The following is a 16,404-nucleotide window of genomic DNA, read 5'->3' as shown; positions in this document are numbered from 1 at the left end:
GTCTGACGCCGGAGCATGATCATGACCGTTTTGCAGGATTCATTGACGAGTCGCGCCAGAGTGGGGGAGTTCCAGCAGGGGTGGCCGGTGGTCTTACTGGGGCTGGCGGGAGTGCTTACCAGCATGAGTGCGGCACTGCTCTACGGATTCGGCACGCTGGTGATACCGCTGCAGGAGGCGTTCGGCTGGAGTCGCGGCGAATTGCAGACATCGATCACGTTTCTGTTCGCCGGCGTCGCCATTGGCTCCCAGCTGCTGGGCAGCCTTTATGCCCGCTATGGGTTGCGACGGGTAGCGCTGGTTTCCCTGGTGCTTCAGGTGTTGTGTTATGGCGCATTGACGATGCTCGGCGGCAGCATTTACTGGTTATACGCGGCGTTCTTCCTGATGCCGCTTCTGGCCGTGGGCACCATTGCGATTACCTGGACCCAACTGGTCAGTCTCTGGTTCGAGCGCAACCGGGGCGTGGCCCTGGCGATCATCCTCAGTGGCTCGGGGGTGGCGGCGATGGTCATGCCACCGTTGTTGGCGTGGTCCATCCAGCACGGAGGCTGGCGCTCGGCGTTTATCCAGCTCGCGGCCATGCCGCTGCTGCTGACGTTGCCGATGGCGCTGCTGTGGCTCAGGTTTCCGGCGCAGTTGTCGACTTCGCCGGATACCTCCACTGCGCAACCGGCTGTCGAAGGGATGAGGTTTGCGTCGGCTATCCGCACGCGGGTGTTCTGGGGCTGCAATCTGGCGCTGATTCTGTCCGTGTCGTTGATCGTCGGCATGGTGACGACCATCGTGCCGTATCTTCAGGACAAGGGGGTGCCGAGCCTGACCGCCAGCCAGATCTTCAGCAGCTTCGGTATCTCGATCATCGCAGGAAGGCTGCTGGTGGGGTATCTGCTGGATCGCTTCGCACCCCATGTGATCGCTGCCGCCAGTCTTTGCGTTCCCGCGCTGGGGTGCCTGCTGTTCATGTTCAGTGGTCCCGAAGCCATTGGTTTGCTGGTGCTGGCGACGATCTGCATCGGATTCAGTGCCGGTGCGGAATTCGATATCGCTGCGTTTCTGATCGCGCGCTATTTCGGGCTTCGCGATTATGCGCGGATCTTTGGCTTGCACCTTGGATTGGTCACCGTGATTTCCGGCCTGGCGCCGGCCATGTTCGGGCATCTGTTTACCGTGTTCGGCAACTACAATCCGGTGCTTTTCTACTGCCTGGCGTGCGCCGTCATCGCGCCGCTGGTGATGCTGACCCTGGGTTCTGTCCCCCTGTACCGATCGTCCACCGGCTCCATTTCCCGCGAGGTACATCCATGAGTATTCCTGATCGTAAGACCATCGAAGATTTCCTGCACGGCCAGGTGGCGTGCTGGAACAAAGGCGACAAGCAAGGGTTCTTCGCCCATTACCGAGAGGTCGCGAGCAAGGGGCTGAGTATCGAATACGTCGGCCAGCCCGAGCGTGATGCCTGGCAGGTACTGGAAGGTATGTGGGCCCAGCAGCAGACGCGTGTCCGCATAGAAGTGAAGCTGGTGGTCATCAACGGCAGCGAGGCTGCCTGTCACCACCGCAATGCCTTCATTGGCAATGAGGGGGGAATCGAAACCATCGAGTTGTATCGGTTCGAAGAGGGGTTGTTGTCGGTGCGGTATTTCATCGCGGCCTGATATATCGAGCAGGCGGGATGAGAATCCCGCCTGGCACCAGCGGCGTTCAAAATCCGTCGGTTGAGGCCGATAGCGCCTGCCACTTCTCGATCTCATCGTGCATGCGCACAAGCTTTGCATTGACCTGACTATATGCATCGCTGCCCGCCAGATAGCGCAGCGGTGGGGCGTCATGGTTCGCCAGGGCTACCAGCGCATCACCCAGCTTCGCCGGATTGCCTGTCTGTTGATGATTTCCAGCCGCGCAAGACGCCTGCAGCTTGTCCACCAGTGCCGCATAGTCGTTCACGGGGAGGGTGCCGAACGCCATTGAACTGCCGTCCAGGAAATCGGTGCGAAACACGCCGGGTTCGACCAGCGTCACGCGAATGCCGAAGCTGGCGACTTCTTGGGCCAGCGCTTCGCTGAACCCCTCGACCGCGAACTTCGAGGCGCTGTACAACGACGCTCCGCCCATCCCGATCAAACCGCCGACCGACGACAGGTTGAAGATGTGGCCGCTACGTTGGTTGCGCATCAGTGGCAATACGGCGCGGCAAACGTTGAACACACCGAAGACATTGGTCTGAAACTGCTGCTCTACCTGGGCCTGACTGTTGGTCTCAAACGGCCCTAACTGACCGTAGCCGGCATTATTGACCAGCACATCGATGCGCCCGAAGTGCGTCAATGCCGCATCCGCTGCGGCGTTTGCCCCCTGCGGATCGGTGACATCAAGCATCTGCTTGAACAGCTGATTCGGGCCTTCAGTGAAACACTCGTCCAGCGCTTGCATACGACGCGCCGTTACCACTACGCGGTCGCCAGCGGCCAAGGCGGCCCTGGCAATGAACGCACCCAACCCGCGCGAGGCGCCGGTGATCATCCAGACCTTGCTCATCGTTCGACTCCTGTAAAAGTCCGTTCGGATTCAGGGCCTGTTGGCCACTTCCCATGCCTTGAGTTCGAACCCCGGCGCTGCCGCTTGTGCCGCAGTCAGTTGCGGCGCACGGGCGAGGATCTTGCGGGCTGCCATGTGGTCGCCCGGACGATTGCAGGATTCAACGGCGATCAGCTGATCGTTGCGGAAACACAGCACCGACAACTGCGAGGTTTCGGGCGAGCCGACGATCACGCTGCTGTCGTAGCCGGTGGACAGGCCCGCGATCTGCAGCTTGAGTGCGCCTTGATCGGTCCAGAACCACGGCAGGGCTTCATACGCAGCAGGTTTACCCATGAGGCGAGCCGCGATGCAGCGCGCCTGATCCACGGCGTTTTGTACCGACTCCAGGCGGATCGGCTGCTGGTCGTTGTGCAGGCAGGGGAAGCACGCGACATCGCCCAGCGCTGAAATCTGCGGGTCGCTGGTCAGCAGGTGAGCGTCGACCTTGATCCCGTTTTCGATGTGCAGCCCGGCTTCACTGGCGATTTGCACGTTGGCGATCACGCCGATGCCGAACACCACCAGATCGGCTGGCAGCCTGCGACCGTCACTGGTGATCACCGCGCAGACTTTGCCGTTGTCGCTTTCAATGCTGGCCAGCCCCTGGCGAAAATCGAAATGCACCCCCCAGCCTTCATGAGCCTTGCGGAACACCTCGGACATCTCCCGGGATACCGCACGTGCCATAGGGCGGTCGCCCAGTTCCAGCACGTGTACGTTGGCTCCAAGGGCTGCGGCCACCGCCGCGAACTCCAGACCGATGAACCCGGCGCCCACCACCACCACGTCTCGCGCGGCATGGACCAAGGGCGCGAGGGTGTCGGCATGCAATTTGGTCTTGATGCCGAAGACGCCTTCGAGTTGCGCGCCAGGCACCGCCAGCGGGCGGTTGTGTGCGCCGGTCGCCAGCACCAGATGGTCGTAGCTCAGCGCTTCGCCTGAGGCCAGCAGCACCCGGCGGTTGATCCGGTCAATGGCTGTCGCCTGATCGTGGATCAGTTCGATGTTCTGCGTGGCGAAAAAATCGGCCGGGCGAAACAGCAGTGCGGTGTCTGCAATCTTTCCCAGCAGGTATGCCTTGGACAATGGAGGGCGCTGATAAGGCAGGCCGGGTTCGTCGCCAATCAGAACGATACGGCCGGTATGACCCTCCTGGCGCAGCGAAGCGGCGACCTGATAGCCCGCCTGACCTGCGCCGACAATCACGATTGAGGCAAGTGACATGACAACTCCTTGAACTTGATCGGATCGGAAATAGGCTCAGTACTGGGATTCAGGCAACCGAAGCACCAGTCCGTCGAGTGCGTCGCTGACGATCAACTGGCAGGTCAGCCGGCTGTTTTCGGCCCGGCCGCAGGCGTAATCGAGCATGTCCGATTCCGTTTCTTCGGCGGCAGGGACGCGTGCCAGCCAGGCATCGTCGATGAACGCGTGACAGGTCGCGCAGCTGCAGGCACCACCGCAATCGGCTTGCAGGCCCGGGACGTTGGCAAAATTGGCGGCCTGCATGACCGATTGGCCAATGTCAGCGTTGACGCGATGTTCGGTGCCGTTGAATTCGATCAAGGTCAGAACGGGCATACGGGTTTCCTCTGTTTCTTATTGTCGGAAGTCAAGAGCGTTGGCGTGGGCGACGAGTCTTCAGGAGGACGCCGCCAGTGCAGCGCCCTGGAATCGGGGGGCGCGTCCCAGCATCAGTAACAACAGCGGCCCGATCAGGCAGCAGGCCATGCAATACACCAGCATTGCCGAGTAGTCGCCACTGCGGCTGAGCATGAAGGCGAACAGCAACGGAGCGAGGGCAGAGGCCACGGTATTCAGGCCCTGGTGCACGCCAAACAGGCGGCCGTACTCGCGCAGGCCGAAGTAACGTGCGACCAGAAAGGCCGCGATATCGAATTCGGCACCGGCCCCGAAACCCACCAGCATGGCGGCCATCAGCAGCATCTGGAAATCCGTGGTGCCACTGAGGTAAATCATGCAGCCGACGGCTGGCATCATCAGGCTGGCCGCTGCCACGGCGGGCGGCCAGAGCCGATCGAGCAGATAGCCGATCAACATCCGGCCGACGATCAGGGAGATCCCGAACCCACTGAAGATCAGTCCGGCATCGGCGGCACTCAGCCCTTTGGACTGCAACAACGGAATGGTGCTGGTGACCATGCCGACCACCGAGGACACCACCAGCGACAGGGCCAGATTACAGATCCAGAACTTGCCGGAGCGCATACCCTCGCGAAAGCTCACGCCGGGGAGGGTGAGCAACAGATGGTCAGCGGCTTTCTCGGCTAGCTCGGAGCGTTTGACTTCGACACCCGGCAAGCGGAACCACAGCAGGGTCAGCGGCAGAAGCACCACAAGGTTCAGGATTGCGAGCATGACGAACGCCGCCCGCCAGTCCCACTGTTCGATACCCCAGCTCATCAGGCGCGGGACGATGGCTGCTGTCAGCCCAGTGCCCGACAAGCCGATTGCCAGCGCCAGCCCGCGATTGCGTTCGTACCAGAGGCTCAACAATTGGGTCCAGGTGACCGCAAGCGTGCCCATGCCGACGATGGGCAGCAGTGCGAATGCCAGATACATCGACCAGATCGAATGAGTGAGTTGGGTGGTTGCCAGGTAGCCGAGCACCAGCAACAGCAATGAGATCACCGTCACGCGCTTGATGCCGTAGCGAAGGTTGAACCAGCCGACCAATTGCAGGGAAATGACGGCGCCGCCGAACAGGAAAGTGATGCACGCCTGCAATTCCGGCCTGGTCCAGCCGAACGCCTGGTTCAATGGAACGACCAGGGTTCCAAAGCCATAAAGCAGCGCAGCATTGATGCTGATCGCAACGCCGGCCACGGACAGGATGAGGATCTTCCAGGCGCTTCGAAATTCGGTGAAATCGATCGCCGCTTCGCTTTTCGAAGAGGTCATGTATTGGCTTCCTTTATAGGTTTTGTCGAGCCAGGTGTTGGAGCCGTGCAAGCAACAGCGACGCTATGGTCGTTCTCCCTGAAGAATCGCGTGCAGGATCGAGAATATGGCAGCTGGTTATGTCTGTCTAGCCGTCTGACCGCGCGTCTCGACAAAATAATAGACATAAATCGAATATATGTTCATCAAATAGGCCAAAAAGTCGTCATAGCAGAAGGCCGAAAAATCCATGGCTGTCCGCTGAAAAACTCGCTGATGCTCAAAATCGGGGGTCATGGAGCTGCATTGCACCCAAGAGCACAGGATGTGGATGAAATATTTACACATGCTCAGAAAGTGTTCATTATTGGCGCAACTGAACCTACAACGGAGACAAGAAATGAGTTCAGAAAAACCGCAATTCAAAGTGGTGGCCGACCGTTCACGCTGCTGCGGCTATGGCCTGTGCGCCGCCGTTTGCCCCAGCATCTACAAGCTTGACGACGATGGACTGGTCTATCTTGATGATGACCGAGTGCCTCCCGAGCTTGAAGACGAAGCCCGCGAAGGCGCCGCAGCCTGCCCGGCCGAAGCGATCTGGCTCGAACCCCTCGATACTCCCGACAACGCTGCCTGAGTCTTTGCCTGACGACGCTTTTGCCGTCAGCAATCGAACAACCGTGTGCGCATGAACAGGGGAAGGAAAGGATGGCAGGTCGTTTGCAGGAAAAAGTGGTTTTGATCACCGGAACCGGTGGTGGACAGGGTCGCGTAGCGGCGCTGAAATTCGCTCGTGAAGGCGCAGTCGTGGTGGGGTGTGATACCAACGCCGGCGCGAACAAGGAAACTGCCGCGCTGATGCGTGCAGAGGGGCTGAAATTACACGGATCGGCACCCGTCGATCTTGGAGACCCTGAGCAAGCCAAGGCTTGGATCGAAGCAGCCGTGCAGGAACATGGCCGCATCGATGTGTTGTACAACAACGCTTCGGCGGCGAAATTCGGGCCGGTGAGCGAGCTGTCCATCGAGGACTGGCAATTCACCATGCGCAACGAAATCGATTTGCTGTTCTACACCACCAAATATGCCTGGAATCATCTGGCTGAACAGCGCGGCGTGATCATCAATATTTCCTCGACGGCAGGCTGGGGCGGTTCAAAAGTCGCGGGCATCAGCGCACATGCCGCCGCCAAAGGCGCGGTCATAGCCTTCACCCGGCAACTTGCCGTCGAAGGCGCTCCGGTGGGTATAAGGGCGGTGAGCATCAGCCCTGGATTCATCGCCACGCCAGGCACTACTGCGTTCATGGAAAACCCGAAGGTTCGTGCAGCGCTGCTCGATGGCGTGCTGATGGATCGACCGGGAGAGCCGGAAGAGGTCGTTGCCATGGCACTGTTCGTTGCCTCTGCCGAGGCCTCCTTCATCACAGGCTCCGACATCGTCATCGATGGCGGTTTGCTGGCAATCTGACTGACACCCACCTGACAAGAACAAAAGGTGCATTCACATGGACATCATCGGTATTGGTTATCTGGGTTTTGAAACGCCAGACCTGGACGCGTGGCGCGAATACGGCCCGCAGGTCATGGGTTTTGGGATCGCGCCGTCGCCTGCCAGCGACAAAGAATCGCTGTACTTCAAGATAGACGACCGGCGGCACCGCTTTGCCTTCCACCCCGGCAAAGTTGACCGCCTGGCCTACATCGGCTGGGAGGCCATGGGCAGACAGGCGTTCGATGCGGCGATCAAGACCTTCGAAGCCAATCACGTCGAGATCACCCGCGGCGACGCTGCCCTCTGCGAGAAGCGCGGTGTTCGCGAGCTGATTCGCTTTCGCGACCCGGTCGGCTATCAACACGAATTGTTCTACGGCCAGAAGTGGACGCCCCGTTCATTCATGCCGGGCCGTCCCCATGGTGGCTTTCTTGCCAATGAGCGCGGGGCAGGGCACGTTGTCGTCATCACCCCCGAGTACACCGACGAACTGGAAGACTTTCTGACGCGGATCATGGGTTTTCACTGGTACGGCGCCGGAGCAGGCAAGGGGCGTACCGGTTTCTTCCGTTCCAGACTCAATCACCACACCAGCCATGACATCGCCTATGGTCATGGTGTCGGGCGCATGGGTGTCCAGCACGTCGGCCTGTTCGTTAACAGCATTCGCGACGTCGGTGAAACCTACGATATCGTCAAGAAGCGCGAACTGCCGATGATGATGACGCTGGGGCAACACACCCAGGATCCGCATCTTTCGTTCTATCACTTCACGCCCTCCGGTTTCGCCTTCGAAACCATCGCTGAAATCGAACCGTGGCAGGGCGACCCTTTCGAGCTCAATCCTGAGTGCCTGAGTCTGTGGGGGCATGAAATGGTCGGTCCGATTCTTGGCCCGAGCGTCAAGACGCCCGAAGAGGTCCTGGACCCGGAATACCTGGCGAGCAAGCGCTGAGATGCGCCTGTTAAGGGTCGAGTATCGCGCAGAATGCTTCTGGGCCTTGCTCGATGCTGACGCAGCCTACCTGCAGCGTATTCGTGGACCATTTGCCGAATGGGCTGGCGAATACGCATCCCGGGGGATTGCCGCGCTGGCGCTGGACAAGGTCGGTATAGCGTTGGCGCAATGCCGGATCCTGCCGCCACTGGAGCCCGGCGCCCGGGTTTTTGGCGTGGGCCTGAATTACCTTAGCCACCTGCAGCATCTGGGGAGTACCGCCCCGGAGCATCCGCTGGGCTATATCAAACCGGAATCTGCGCTGGTGGGCGCTTCAGACGACATCCAGTACCCCGCGCTGACCGCGCAACTCGACTACGAAGTGGAGCTTGTCGCGGTCATCGCTCGTGCCCTGGGTGATGAGCCTTGCGCCAGTGCCTGCCTGCTCGGCTACACCTGCGGCAATGACATCAGCGCCCGGGATGCGGGCAAACGGATCGGCCGCCTCGATCTGCTGACCCAGAAGGCCATGGATCGCACGACGCCGGTCGGCCCATGGGTCGTCACCCTCGATGAAATCGGCGTCGGACAACCGCACCTGGACATCGAATTGTCGGTCAACGATGAATGTCGCCAGTTCGACAACACCCGACAGATGCTTTTCCCAATCGATGAGTTGCTCAACTACGTCGACGCTCGGATAACGCTGCAGCCCGGCGATCTGGTGTTCACGGGTTCAACCCACGGTGTGGGCCTTGAGGATGGCCGTTTTCTGCAGCCGGGCGATCGGGTGGAGGTTCGTATCGAGGGGATTGGCAGCATGAGCAACCGCGTCAGCCAGCCACGGGTTCTCACTACAGCACGTTCGGTGGGCAGGCTTGGCCAGCCTGTCAGCCCATGAGCGATCTTTCGGGGCTAAGCCCGGACGAGCCAGCGGTACCCCGCGCCCAGCCGGCCTCAGCCTGGGCGCCAATACGCAATCGCAGTTTCCGCTGGTTGTGGTGCGGTGGCGCCATGGTCAATCTGGCGATCTGGATGCAGACCGTCGGTGCCGCCTGGATCATGACCTTGCTGTCGACCTCACCGCTGATGGTCTCGCTGGTGCAGACGGCAATCTCCCTGCCAGCATTTCTGTTCGGATTGCCCGGTGGCGTGATTGCCGATCTGGTCGACCGTCGCAAATGGCTGATGATGACCCAGGGCGTCATGCTGATCGCGGCGGCAGCCCTGAGCGTCTTGTCGTCGCTGGACATGCTCAGCGACTGGTCATTGCTGGCGTTCACGTTTTTGCTGGGCACCGGCAGTGCGCTCAGCATGTCAGCCTGGATGGTCACGATCGTCTCGGTGTTGCCGCGGGATCAGGTTCCGGCGGCGATTTCCCTGAACGGTATTTCCACCAATGCCGCCCGCGCGCTGGGCCCGGCGCTGGCTGGCGGGTTGATCGCCTATTGGAATGCCGCCTCGGTGTTCGTGATCATCACGGTGTGCCTGGCGCTGGTCATCGTGCTGGTCGCCGCATTCACCCCTCGTCAGACGCCTCACGCCCTGCCAGCGGAAAATTTTGCCGCAGGCCTGCGCAGTGGCGTGCGTTACATACGGCATTCCGCGGTGCTGGTCAGCGCATTGAAACAGGTCTTCATCTTCACGCTGAGTGCCAGCGCGCTGTGGGCGCTGCTGCCATTGGTGGCCAAGCACGAGTTGGGAATGGACGCCGGAGGCTACGGCCTGTTGATGGGTTTTCTGGGCGCCGGTGCGGTGGCCGGGGCTTTGAATCTCACGGCCATGTACCGCCGCTTTCCCCTGCGTGTTCTGATCATCGCAGGCACTGCGGGATTCGCGCTTGCCACGCTGGTAGCCGCGCTGTCCCACAGCCGGTGGGCGGTCTGTGGAACGTTGATGATCGCCGGGATGTCCTGGATGGCCGTCAACGCGACGATTTCAACAGTGGTACAAACCTGCGCGGCGAACTGGGTACGCGCCCGGGTCGCGTCGGTCTACCTGCTGATGCTGATGGGGGCAATGGCTATCGGCGGCGCTATCTGGGGAACACTCGCCGAGTACCTGGGCTTGCAGAACAGCCTGGTGCTGGCAGCGGTGACACTTGGGGTTGGTCTGATTCTGACTCGCAGCGGTCGCCTGGAACTGGGGCAAGAGGCCGATTACGCCAGCGCGATTCAGCCGACAGACCGATTATTGGTACCCGAGCAGTTGAACCCTGGCCCCGGCCCGGTCTCAATTGAACTGGCGTACCGGGTCGCCCCGGAAGACCGCGCCAACTTCATCGCGGTTGCCTACGCGGTTGGCCAGTCCAGGCGTCGCAACGGAGCGAAGAATTGGCGGCTTTATCACGACCTCGACGAAGACGGCCATTATGTAGAGCGTTTCATCGTCGAGTCGTGGCTGGACTACCTACGTCAGCAGTCGCGAACCACGCAGGCAGATCAGCTTCTGGAGGCCCGCTTGAGTGGCATGCGTTGTGACGCGCAGATATCGAGGCGCTACATTCATCAGCCACTCGCCGGTGCCCCGGAAAATAACTGAGTGGTTTCAGTATTAAACTTTTAATACGCTGTCGTTCTCAGGCTAGAATGCCGCATCGCCCGATCACCCGGTATTCAAGATGCCTCGTACCCAGACCGACAGCAATGCTCCACAACGTCCTGACACGGCTGAAACCACCACCGACGTCCAGAAAGGCGCGGTCAGCGTCAAGCCGGTTTCGAATGCTATCCGCATCCTTCGTCATCTGAGCCAGGCCGGCACTCCGGAGCGCTCGGTGGATCTGGCGAGAGTTCTGGGTATCAATCCCAGCACCTGCTTCAACATCTTGCGCACCCTGGTCATGGAAGACGTGGTGGATTTCAATCCACTGTCCAAACGGTATTCCGCAGGGCTCGGCCTTGCGCGATTGGTCGAACAATTGGTGACTCAGGGCCAGCGAGTCGAGTTCGCCAAACCATTGCTGCAGGAACTGGCTGCCCGTTTGCGCGTCACGGTGACCCTGTGGCGCCGCATGGGCCCTGATCGCATTGTGATTGTCAGCTCTGCCGCGAGCCCCACCGACGTACGCATCGACATGGCCGAAGGGCAACGCTTGCCGATTCTGATGGGGGCAAGCGGGCGGCTGTTCGCCACCCGGATGGATCTGGATGAGGAAAAAATCAGGGACGATTTCGAGGCCATTCGGTGGGCGCGCCCTTTGCCGCTCAAGGTCTATCGCCAGGATGTGGCGCTTGCGGCCGAGCGGGGCTGGGCGGTGGATGATGGCTACTTTTCCATCGGCATCTTGGCCATTGCGGCGCCAGTGTTTTCCCCGTCCGGCAACATAGACTTTACGGTATCGGCTGTGCTGTTCAGAGGCCAGCGCGATGAAGAAGGAATCGAGGAAATCGGCCGGACCCTCGTGACGTTCTGCGCAGAGCTGAGCAAGGTGCTGTTTTAAGCACTCTGCCCAGCCTGTTGCTCAGTCCCTGGCCAGCAGGAGGCTGCCTCCCAACGGGCCCCCTCCTGCGGCAACGGCGGCGACGGTGTGAGGCCGGGTCTGACGACCCTCGGCGCGCCCCCAAAGCTGCAGACACGCTTCATGCACATAACCCAGCCCGTGGGTCCGGCCGCCGGACAATTGCCCGCCATTGGTGTTGATCGGTAACTGGCCGGTCAATGCAATACGCTCCCCACCTTCGACGAATGCACCACTTTGCCCGGTCGAGCACAGGCCCAAGGCTTCCAGCCAGATCATCGTCAGGATCGAAAACCCATCGTAAAGCTGTGCCGAACCGACATCAGACGGCGTGTAGTCGGTGCGCGCCCACATCATGCGGCCCACGTCGAACGCCGCCATTTGTGTCAACGAGATCTGGTCCCACGACCAAGGCTGATCGAGCGCCGCCCCCATTGCCTCGATACGGATCGGCTGATGCCGCGTATCTTTGGCGACGTCCCGACGAGACAGCACAATGGCGGTGGAGGCATCGCAGTGAACGTCACAGTCGAACATGCGCAGCGGCGAGGAGATCATCCTCGATGCCATGTAGTCGTCCATGGTCATGGGCGTGCGATAGATGGCCTTGGGATTACGCTGAGCGTTGGCTCGACAGGTCAACGCGATCTGTGCCAGTTGTTCCGGCCGGGTGCCATATTCGTGGAAGTGGCGTTGCGCATACAGCGCCATCAGGTTGATGCCCGAATGGACGTTAAACGGTGTAAACCATTGCCAGGCATGACTGCTGTCCCGCCCCTGGGTTTTTGCACTCAAGGCCCCGGCCTGCTTGTTGTGCTGGCGGGCCGAGGCTTCGGTAATGGTGCGGAACACCAGCACATGTCGACACAAGCCTGCGGCGATGGCCATCGCTCCGTTGATGACTCCCGCCAACGGGCCAGGCCCTTCGTAGCCGGCGCCAAACCAGTTGACGTTCAGCCCCAGCGCACTCTTCAGCGCACTGGGCCCCACCGGGGAAAAGGGATCGCCATTGTTGTTGTCACCGGGCCAGCAGGCGACACCGTCGATGTCCTCACGGGTCAGGCCGGCATCGGCGATGGCTTCAAGACACGCCTCCAGTGTCAGACGCATGGCCGACTTGCTGGAGGGGCGGCCCACCTCCGACTGACCGATACCGGTAATGGCGACGTCTTTCTCGTAACGATGATCGAACATCATTGATCCTTCTCGAACAGGGGCAGCCAGACATCCTCGACGTTGTCGAATGTGACATGCACGCGCATGCCGATGCTGACCGAAAGTGGGTCACAACCGATGACGTTGCTGAGGAAGCGCAATCCTGGCTGTTCGATCAGCTCGATGATCGCCACCACGAAGGGGGTGTCGAGTTCAGGCGTCCACTGCTGATGATTCACGGTGAAGCTGGCGACGGAGCCCTTGCCGGAAACGCCGCGCGGCTTGACGTCGAAGCTGGCGCAGCGCGGACAGATGGGCGAGGGCGGATGGAAGAACCGCCGGCAGGCATCGCAGTGGTGAATGAGCAACTGACCGTCTTTGCCACCTTGCCAGAAGGCACGGTTATCGGCGTTCAGTGCAGGAAGTTTTCTGGGCATGGGCGTGGAAGTCCGGATGAGGTTTTATTGATTCCAGTCAACCAATGCACAGTATCATCTGTACATATTTTTAAAAAGTGTCTTATATTGTGTGCATGCCTAGCTCACCCTTCCAGGGTGCGCCCAACAACAATAAGAGGAAATCGCGATGTCCAGTTCTCGCCAGGACCAGGCGCTTGAAGACTCACCCTTGCAAGCCAGAGTGATCGTTGTAACCGGTGGATTCGGGGTTCTCGGGACAGCGCTCGGTCAGTATTTAAGTGGCCGCGGTGCCCGTGTCGCGCTGCTGGATCGGGCCGAGACGTCTCAGACCAGGGTCAGCGACGACGCCAACGTGCTTGCGCTGGGAGGTGTCGACCTGACTTCTGTCGAATCGGCCCGCTCGGCGTTTGCGCAAGTGGCCGAACACTTCGGGCGGATCGACGGCCTAGTGAATGTCGCCGGCGGTTTCGCCTGGGAAACGCTGGAGAGCGGAAGCCTGGCGACCTGGGACCACCTTTACCAAATGAACCTGCGTACCGCCGTCATCGCTTCGCAGGCGGTGCTTGAGCATCTGCTGGCCCATGATGGCGGGCGGATCGTCAATATCGGCGCTCAGGCCAGCCTCAAGGCAGGAATGGGCATGGGCGCTTATGCGGCCTCCAAGGCCGGTGTCTCGCGGCTCACCGAAGCGTTGGCCGAAGAACTCAAGGATCGCGGCATCACGGTTAACGCCGTATTGCCCAGCATCATCGACACCCCGACCAACCGCACCGACATGCCTGATGCCGACTTCAGCCGCTGGGTGAGGCCGACGCAACTGGCGTCTGTCATCGCCTTTCTGCTCTGCGACGACGCAGACGCCGTGACCGGCGCCTGCCTGCCAGTGAGTGGCCGGGTATGAGGCTGGTAACCTTCACTCAGGACGATGGCATCGAACGTGCCGGCGCGCTGATCGACAACGATCAGGTGGTGGTTGACCTGCAGGCCGCCCACCGTCAGGTGCAGGGTGGCGAAAGCGCCGCGCTGAGCAGCGTGCTGAAGCTGGTGGAAGGGGGCGAGCAGGCGCTGGAACTGGCGCGCACGCTGTTGCGTAAATCCCCGACAGCCAGCGTCATTGCGCGCAACGAGGTCCGGCTGCGTGCGCCGATCCAGCCGCCGCCACAGATGCGCGACTGCTCCTGTTTCGAGCTGCATCTGCGTCAGGCTTTTGCTGCGGCCAGACGCGCCCGGGCCCTTCGCACCGAAGACCCGGAGGCCACGCTCAAAGCGATGAATACCCGCGCCGACGAGCGGGTGATCGAGACCTTCAACCGACAGCCCATCTACTACAAATGCAATCGCTTCGCCGTGATCGGAGCCGATGATGAATTCCTCTGGCCCGCGTTCAGTAAAGCGCTGGACTTCGAGCTGGAGTTTGGCTGCTACATCGGCAAGAAAGGCAAGGACATTTCCCGGGACAACGCTCGCGATCACATCGTCGGATTCACCATCTTCAATGACATGAGCGCCCGTGACGCACAGGCCGCCGAGATGCCGGGCATGCTTGGCCCGGCCAAGAGCAAGGACTTCGACACAGCGAATATCATGGGCCCCTGCCTGGTGACGGCCGATGAACTGGGTGACCCCTACGACCTTAATATGGTTGCCAGGGTCAACGGTGAGGAGTGGGGCAGGGGCAACACACGAGACATGCGCTGGCGGTTCGAAGACGTCATCGCCCACATATCACGCTCCGAGACGCTCTATCCGGGCGAGTTCCTGGGCTCGGGAACGGTCGGCAACGGCTGCGGCCTGGAGCAACTGCGCTATCTGAAGCCTGGAGATCGGGTCGAGCTGGAGGTCGACGGAATAGGCGTGCTGCGCACCCAGGTGGGCAATGCGCAGCAGGTTTGAACGGCTCACTGATTGATTTGTCTGCGAGACAAACGACAGTGCTATACATATTTTATGAATCTGTCTTATATTCAACCGGCTCGGAGTAGCCGTGACACCCTGAACTGGAGGCCAATATGCTAACAAGAACAAGCCCCGTACTGTCCGATGGAACCAAGGTCGCTGACCTTATCTATCCCTCGACTCGCGAAGTGCAGATGCGTGTGCTGTCTGACCGCGAGATCTACGAAATTGAAATGGAGAAGATCTTCGGCAAGATCTGGGTTCTTCTCGGGCACGAATCGGAAATCCCCAACTCCGGAGACTTCATGGTCCGGGACCTGGGTTCGGACTCGGTCATCGTCGCCCGCGACAAGGAAGGCGAAGTCCACGTCACCCTCAACGTCTGCCCGCACCGTGGCATGCGCATCAGTACCGCCGATTGCGGCAACACCCAGATCCATAAATGCATCTACCACGGCTGGGCATTCCGTCCCAACGGTGACTTCATCGGCTCGCCAGTCGATCGCGAGTGCATGCACGGCAAGATGCTGCCCAAAGAACAGCTGGGTCTGAGAAAAGCCAGGGTTACCCTGTACGGCGGCCTGGTATTCGCCACGTGGAACGTTGACGGCCCGACGTTCGACGAGTTTCTGGGCGACGCCAAGTGGTATTACGACATGCTGTTCCTGCGATCGGACAAAGGTATGGAGGTGTTGGGCCCGCCGCAACGCTTCATCGTCAATGCCAACTGGAAGACGGCGGGTGAACAATCTGCCGCCGATGGCTTCCACACGCTGACGCTTCACCGCTGGTTGGGCGAAGTCGGCAACTATGCGAAAAAGGACGAAAACGGACAGAGTGCCGACCTGAGTCCCGAAATGTATGGCGTGGAGATCAGTTCGCCTCACGGCCATGCGCTGCGCTGCATCGACCTGGCGCGCAAGATCAAGCGTCTGACCGGCCTGGACCCCGAATCGCTGACCGTCGAAGAAAAACTTCAGGCCCTGCCACCGGCGGGCATGACCGCTGACATGGTCGAGCAATTGGCGCGCAACCTCAGCGAAGATCAGCTCAAAGTGCTTACCAGCATGCCGCCTCAAGTGGGCGGGATGTTCCCCAACATTCTCTTTGGCTTCGTCTACATTCCCCAGCCAGACGGCACGGTGGTCGGCTCCATGACCTTGCATGCCTATGTGCCACAAGGACCGGACAAGCTGGAGTTCGTGAACTGGATCTTTGCCGAGAAGGACGCCTCTCCCGAGCTGCGCGAGAAGATGCTCAAGCAGACCATTCAGCTGTTCGGCACCTCCGGGATGGTCGAGCAGGATGACTCTGACACTTGGCCGCACATGACGCTGGCTGCCAAGGGCGCGATGGGCCGCAAGAGCACGCTCAAGTATCAGGCGGTGTTCGAAACCGGCGCCCCGGAAGGTTGGCCCGGCCCCGGAATTGTCAATGAAGGTTTTACCAAGGACGACACCCAGTGGCACTGGTGGCTGTACTGGCATGAGTTGATGACCGCGCCTGTCGGTGAAGATCAGTAACGGCGTTCGCGTTCCGTGATTCAACAACAATAAGATTCG

At 60.4% G+C, this 16,404-nt stretch carries 17 protein-coding genes; 11 read left to right on the top strand and 6 right to left on the bottom strand.

The features are described from left to right. The first annotated feature begins 21 nt into the window (after positions 1 to 21). Complete coding sequence (locus BLS87_RS05650; RefSeq protein WP_074750903.1) at positions 22 to 1,308, top strand: MFS transporter; 1,287 nt, start codon at positions 22 to 24, stop codon at positions 1,306 to 1,308. Then, the gene (locus BLS87_RS05645) at positions 1,305 to 1,658 is read left to right on the top strand and encodes a hypothetical protein (RefSeq protein ID WP_074750901.1); all 354 of its coding nucleotides are present in this window, start codon (positions 1,305 to 1,307) and stop codon (positions 1,656 to 1,658) included. Before BLS87_RS05650 ends, BLS87_RS05645 begins: the two co-directional genes overlap by 4 nt. A 46-nt stretch (positions 1,659 to 1,704) precedes the next feature. Here the strand turns inward: BLS87_RS05645 and BLS87_RS05640 are convergent, their stop codons facing one another. From BLS87_RS05640 to BLS87_RS05625, 4 genes are read right to left on the bottom strand one after another with little or no spacing between them, the layout of a single operon-like run. Continuing rightward, positions 1,705 to 2,538, bottom strand: coding sequence for an oxidoreductase (locus BLS87_RS05640; RefSeq protein WP_074750899.1), 834 nt, complete (start codon positions 2,536 to 2,538; stop codon positions 1,705 to 1,707). A gap of 30 nt (positions 2,539 to 2,568) precedes the next feature. Next, positions 2,569 to 3,804, bottom strand: a complete 1,236-nt coding sequence (locus BLS87_RS05635) for an NAD(P)/FAD-dependent oxidoreductase (protein WP_074750897.1) — start codon at positions 3,802 to 3,804, stop codon at positions 2,569 to 2,571. Between the two features lie 36 nt (positions 3,805 to 3,840). Beyond that, entirely contained in the window at positions 3,841 to 4,161 is a 321-nt protein-coding gene (locus BLS87_RS05630) for a 2Fe-2S iron-sulfur cluster-binding protein (protein WP_074750895.1), read from the bottom strand. Between the two features lie 60 nt (positions 4,162 to 4,221). Further along, positions 4,222 to 5,502: an MFS transporter gene (locus tag BLS87_RS05625; protein WP_074750893.1), complete on the bottom strand. Its 1,281-nt coding sequence runs from the start codon at positions 5,500 to 5,502 to the stop codon at positions 4,222 to 4,224. A gap of 379 nt (positions 5,503 to 5,881) precedes the next feature. On the opposite strand from BLS87_RS05625, the gene BLS87_RS05615 reads away from it, so the two are divergent. From BLS87_RS05615 to BLS87_RS05590, 6 genes are all read left to right on the top strand, one after another. Next, positions 5,882 to 6,118 carry a ferredoxin gene (locus BLS87_RS05615; protein ID WP_074750888.1) on the top strand — a complete coding sequence of 79 codons (237 nt, stop codon included), beginning with the start codon at positions 5,882 to 5,884 and terminating at the stop codon, positions 6,116 to 6,118. A 71-nt stretch (positions 6,119 to 6,189) separates the two neighbouring features. Further along, positions 6,190 to 6,951, top strand: a complete 762-nt coding sequence (locus BLS87_RS05610) for an SDR family NAD(P)-dependent oxidoreductase (protein WP_074750886.1) — start codon at positions 6,190 to 6,192, stop codon at positions 6,949 to 6,951. A gap of 37 nt (positions 6,952 to 6,988) precedes the next feature. Beyond that, complete coding sequence (locus BLS87_RS05605) at positions 6,989 to 7,930, top strand: VOC family protein (RefSeq protein WP_074750884.1); 942 nt, start codon at positions 6,989 to 6,991, stop codon at positions 7,928 to 7,930. A gap of 1 nt (position 7,931) precedes the next feature. After that, positions 7,932 to 8,813, top strand: coding sequence for a fumarylacetoacetate hydrolase family protein (locus tag BLS87_RS05600; protein WP_074750882.1), 882 nt, complete (start codon positions 7,932 to 7,934; stop codon positions 8,811 to 8,813). Then, positions 8,810 to 10,453 carry an MFS transporter gene (locus BLS87_RS05595; RefSeq protein WP_074750880.1) on the top strand — a complete coding sequence of 548 codons (1,644 nt, stop codon included), beginning with the start codon at positions 8,810 to 8,812 and terminating at the stop codon, positions 10,451 to 10,453. Before BLS87_RS05600 ends, BLS87_RS05595 begins: the two co-directional genes overlap by 4 nt. Positions 10,454 to 10,532: 79 nt before the next feature. Continuing rightward, positions 10,533 to 11,354, top strand: a complete 822-nt coding sequence (locus BLS87_RS05590; protein WP_074750878.1) for an IclR family transcriptional regulator — start codon at positions 10,533 to 10,535, stop codon at positions 11,352 to 11,354. A 21-nt stretch (positions 11,355 to 11,375) separates the two neighbouring features. Here the strand turns inward: BLS87_RS05590 and BLS87_RS05585 are convergent, their stop codons facing one another. Both BLS87_RS05585 and BLS87_RS05580 read right to left on the bottom strand, forming a co-directional pair. After that, positions 11,376 to 12,566 carry a thiolase family protein gene (locus BLS87_RS05585; protein WP_074750875.1) on the bottom strand — a complete coding sequence of 397 codons (1,191 nt, stop codon included), beginning with the start codon at positions 12,564 to 12,566 and terminating at the stop codon, positions 11,376 to 11,378. After that, entirely contained in the window at positions 12,566 to 12,964 is a 399-nt protein-coding gene (locus BLS87_RS05580; protein ID WP_074750873.1) for a Zn-ribbon domain-containing OB-fold protein, read from the bottom strand. Before BLS87_RS05580 ends, BLS87_RS05585 begins: the two co-directional genes overlap by 1 nt. 148 nt (positions 12,965 to 13,112) lie before the next feature. Between BLS87_RS05580 and BLS87_RS05575 the strand changes: the two genes are divergently transcribed. From BLS87_RS05575 to BLS87_RS05565, 3 genes are all read left to right on the top strand, one after another. Then, positions 13,113 to 13,847 (top strand): SDR family NAD(P)-dependent oxidoreductase, encoded by a 735-nt coding sequence (locus BLS87_RS05575; protein ID WP_074750871.1) that lies wholly within the window; start codon positions 13,113 to 13,115, stop codon positions 13,845 to 13,847. Continuing rightward, positions 13,844 to 14,839, top strand: coding sequence for a fumarylacetoacetate hydrolase family protein (locus tag BLS87_RS05570; protein WP_074750869.1), 996 nt, complete (start codon positions 13,844 to 13,846; stop codon positions 14,837 to 14,839). The genes BLS87_RS05575 and BLS87_RS05570 overlap by 4 nt, the downstream gene beginning before the upstream one ends. Positions 14,840 to 14,955: 116 nt before the next feature. Beyond that, complete coding sequence (locus tag BLS87_RS05565; protein WP_074750867.1) at positions 14,956 to 16,365, top strand: Rieske 2Fe-2S domain-containing protein; 1,410 nt, start codon at positions 14,956 to 14,958, stop codon at positions 16,363 to 16,365. The last annotated feature ends 39 nt before the right edge of the window (positions 16,366 to 16,404 follow it).

This window comes from Pseudomonas abietaniphila, from assembly GCF_900100795.1.
GTDB classification, from domain to species: Bacteria; Pseudomonadota; Gammaproteobacteria; order Pseudomonadales; family Pseudomonadaceae; genus Aquipseudomonas; species Aquipseudomonas abietaniphila.
This window is presented reverse-complemented; position numbering and strand designations above follow the sequence as displayed.

What these genes read in the sequence shown, in the direction of transcription:
- BLS87_RS05650 (WP_074750903.1), top strand. Translation starts at nt 22, where the DNA reads ATGACCGTTTTGCAGGATTCATTGACGAGTCGCGCCAGAGTGGGGGAG.
- BLS87_RS05645 (WP_074750901.1), top strand. Translation starts at nt 1,305, where the DNA reads ATGAGTATTCCTGATCGTAAGACCATCGAAGATTTCCTGCACGGCCAG.
- BLS87_RS05640 (WP_074750899.1), bottom strand. Translation starts at nt 2,538, where the DNA reads ATGAGCAAGGTCTGGATGATCACCGGCGCCTCGCGCGGGTTGGGTGCG.
- BLS87_RS05635 (WP_074750897.1), bottom strand. Translation starts at nt 3,804, where the DNA reads ATGTCACTTGCCTCAATCGTGATTGTCGGCGCAGGTCAGGCGGGCTAT.
- BLS87_RS05630 (WP_074750895.1), bottom strand. Translation starts at nt 4,161, where the DNA reads ATGCCCGTTCTGACCTTGATCGAATTCAACGGCACCGAACATCGCGTC.
- BLS87_RS05625 (WP_074750893.1), bottom strand. Translation starts at nt 5,502, where the DNA reads ATGACCTCTTCGAAAAGCGAAGCGGCGATCGATTTCACCGAATTTCGA.
- BLS87_RS05615 (WP_074750888.1), top strand. Translation starts at nt 5,882, where the DNA reads ATGAGTTCAGAAAAACCGCAATTCAAAGTGGTGGCCGACCGTTCACGC.
- BLS87_RS05610 (WP_074750886.1), top strand. Translation starts at nt 6,190, where the DNA reads ATGGCAGGTCGTTTGCAGGAAAAAGTGGTTTTGATCACCGGAACCGGT.
- BLS87_RS05605 (WP_074750884.1), top strand. Translation starts at nt 6,989, where the DNA reads ATGGACATCATCGGTATTGGTTATCTGGGTTTTGAAACGCCAGACCTG.
- BLS87_RS05600 (WP_074750882.1), top strand. Translation starts at nt 7,932, where the DNA reads ATGCGCCTGTTAAGGGTCGAGTATCGCGCAGAATGCTTCTGGGCCTTG.
- BLS87_RS05595 (WP_074750880.1), top strand. Translation starts at nt 8,810, where the DNA reads ATGAGCGATCTTTCGGGGCTAAGCCCGGACGAGCCAGCGGTACCCCGC.
- BLS87_RS05590 (WP_074750878.1), top strand. Translation starts at nt 10,533, where the DNA reads ATGCCTCGTACCCAGACCGACAGCAATGCTCCACAACGTCCTGACACG.
- BLS87_RS05585 (WP_074750875.1), bottom strand. Translation starts at nt 12,566, where the DNA reads ATGTTCGATCATCGTTACGAGAAAGACGTCGCCATTACCGGTATCGGT.
- BLS87_RS05580 (WP_074750873.1), bottom strand. Translation starts at nt 12,964, where the DNA reads ATGCCCAGAAAACTTCCTGCACTGAACGCCGATAACCGTGCCTTCTGG.
- BLS87_RS05575 (WP_074750871.1), top strand. Translation starts at nt 13,113, where the DNA reads ATGTCCAGTTCTCGCCAGGACCAGGCGCTTGAAGACTCACCCTTGCAA.
- BLS87_RS05570 (WP_074750869.1), top strand. Translation starts at nt 13,844, where the DNA reads ATGAGGCTGGTAACCTTCACTCAGGACGATGGCATCGAACGTGCCGGC.
- BLS87_RS05565 (WP_074750867.1), top strand. Translation starts at nt 14,956, where the DNA reads ATGCTAACAAGAACAAGCCCCGTACTGTCCGATGGAACCAAGGTCGCT.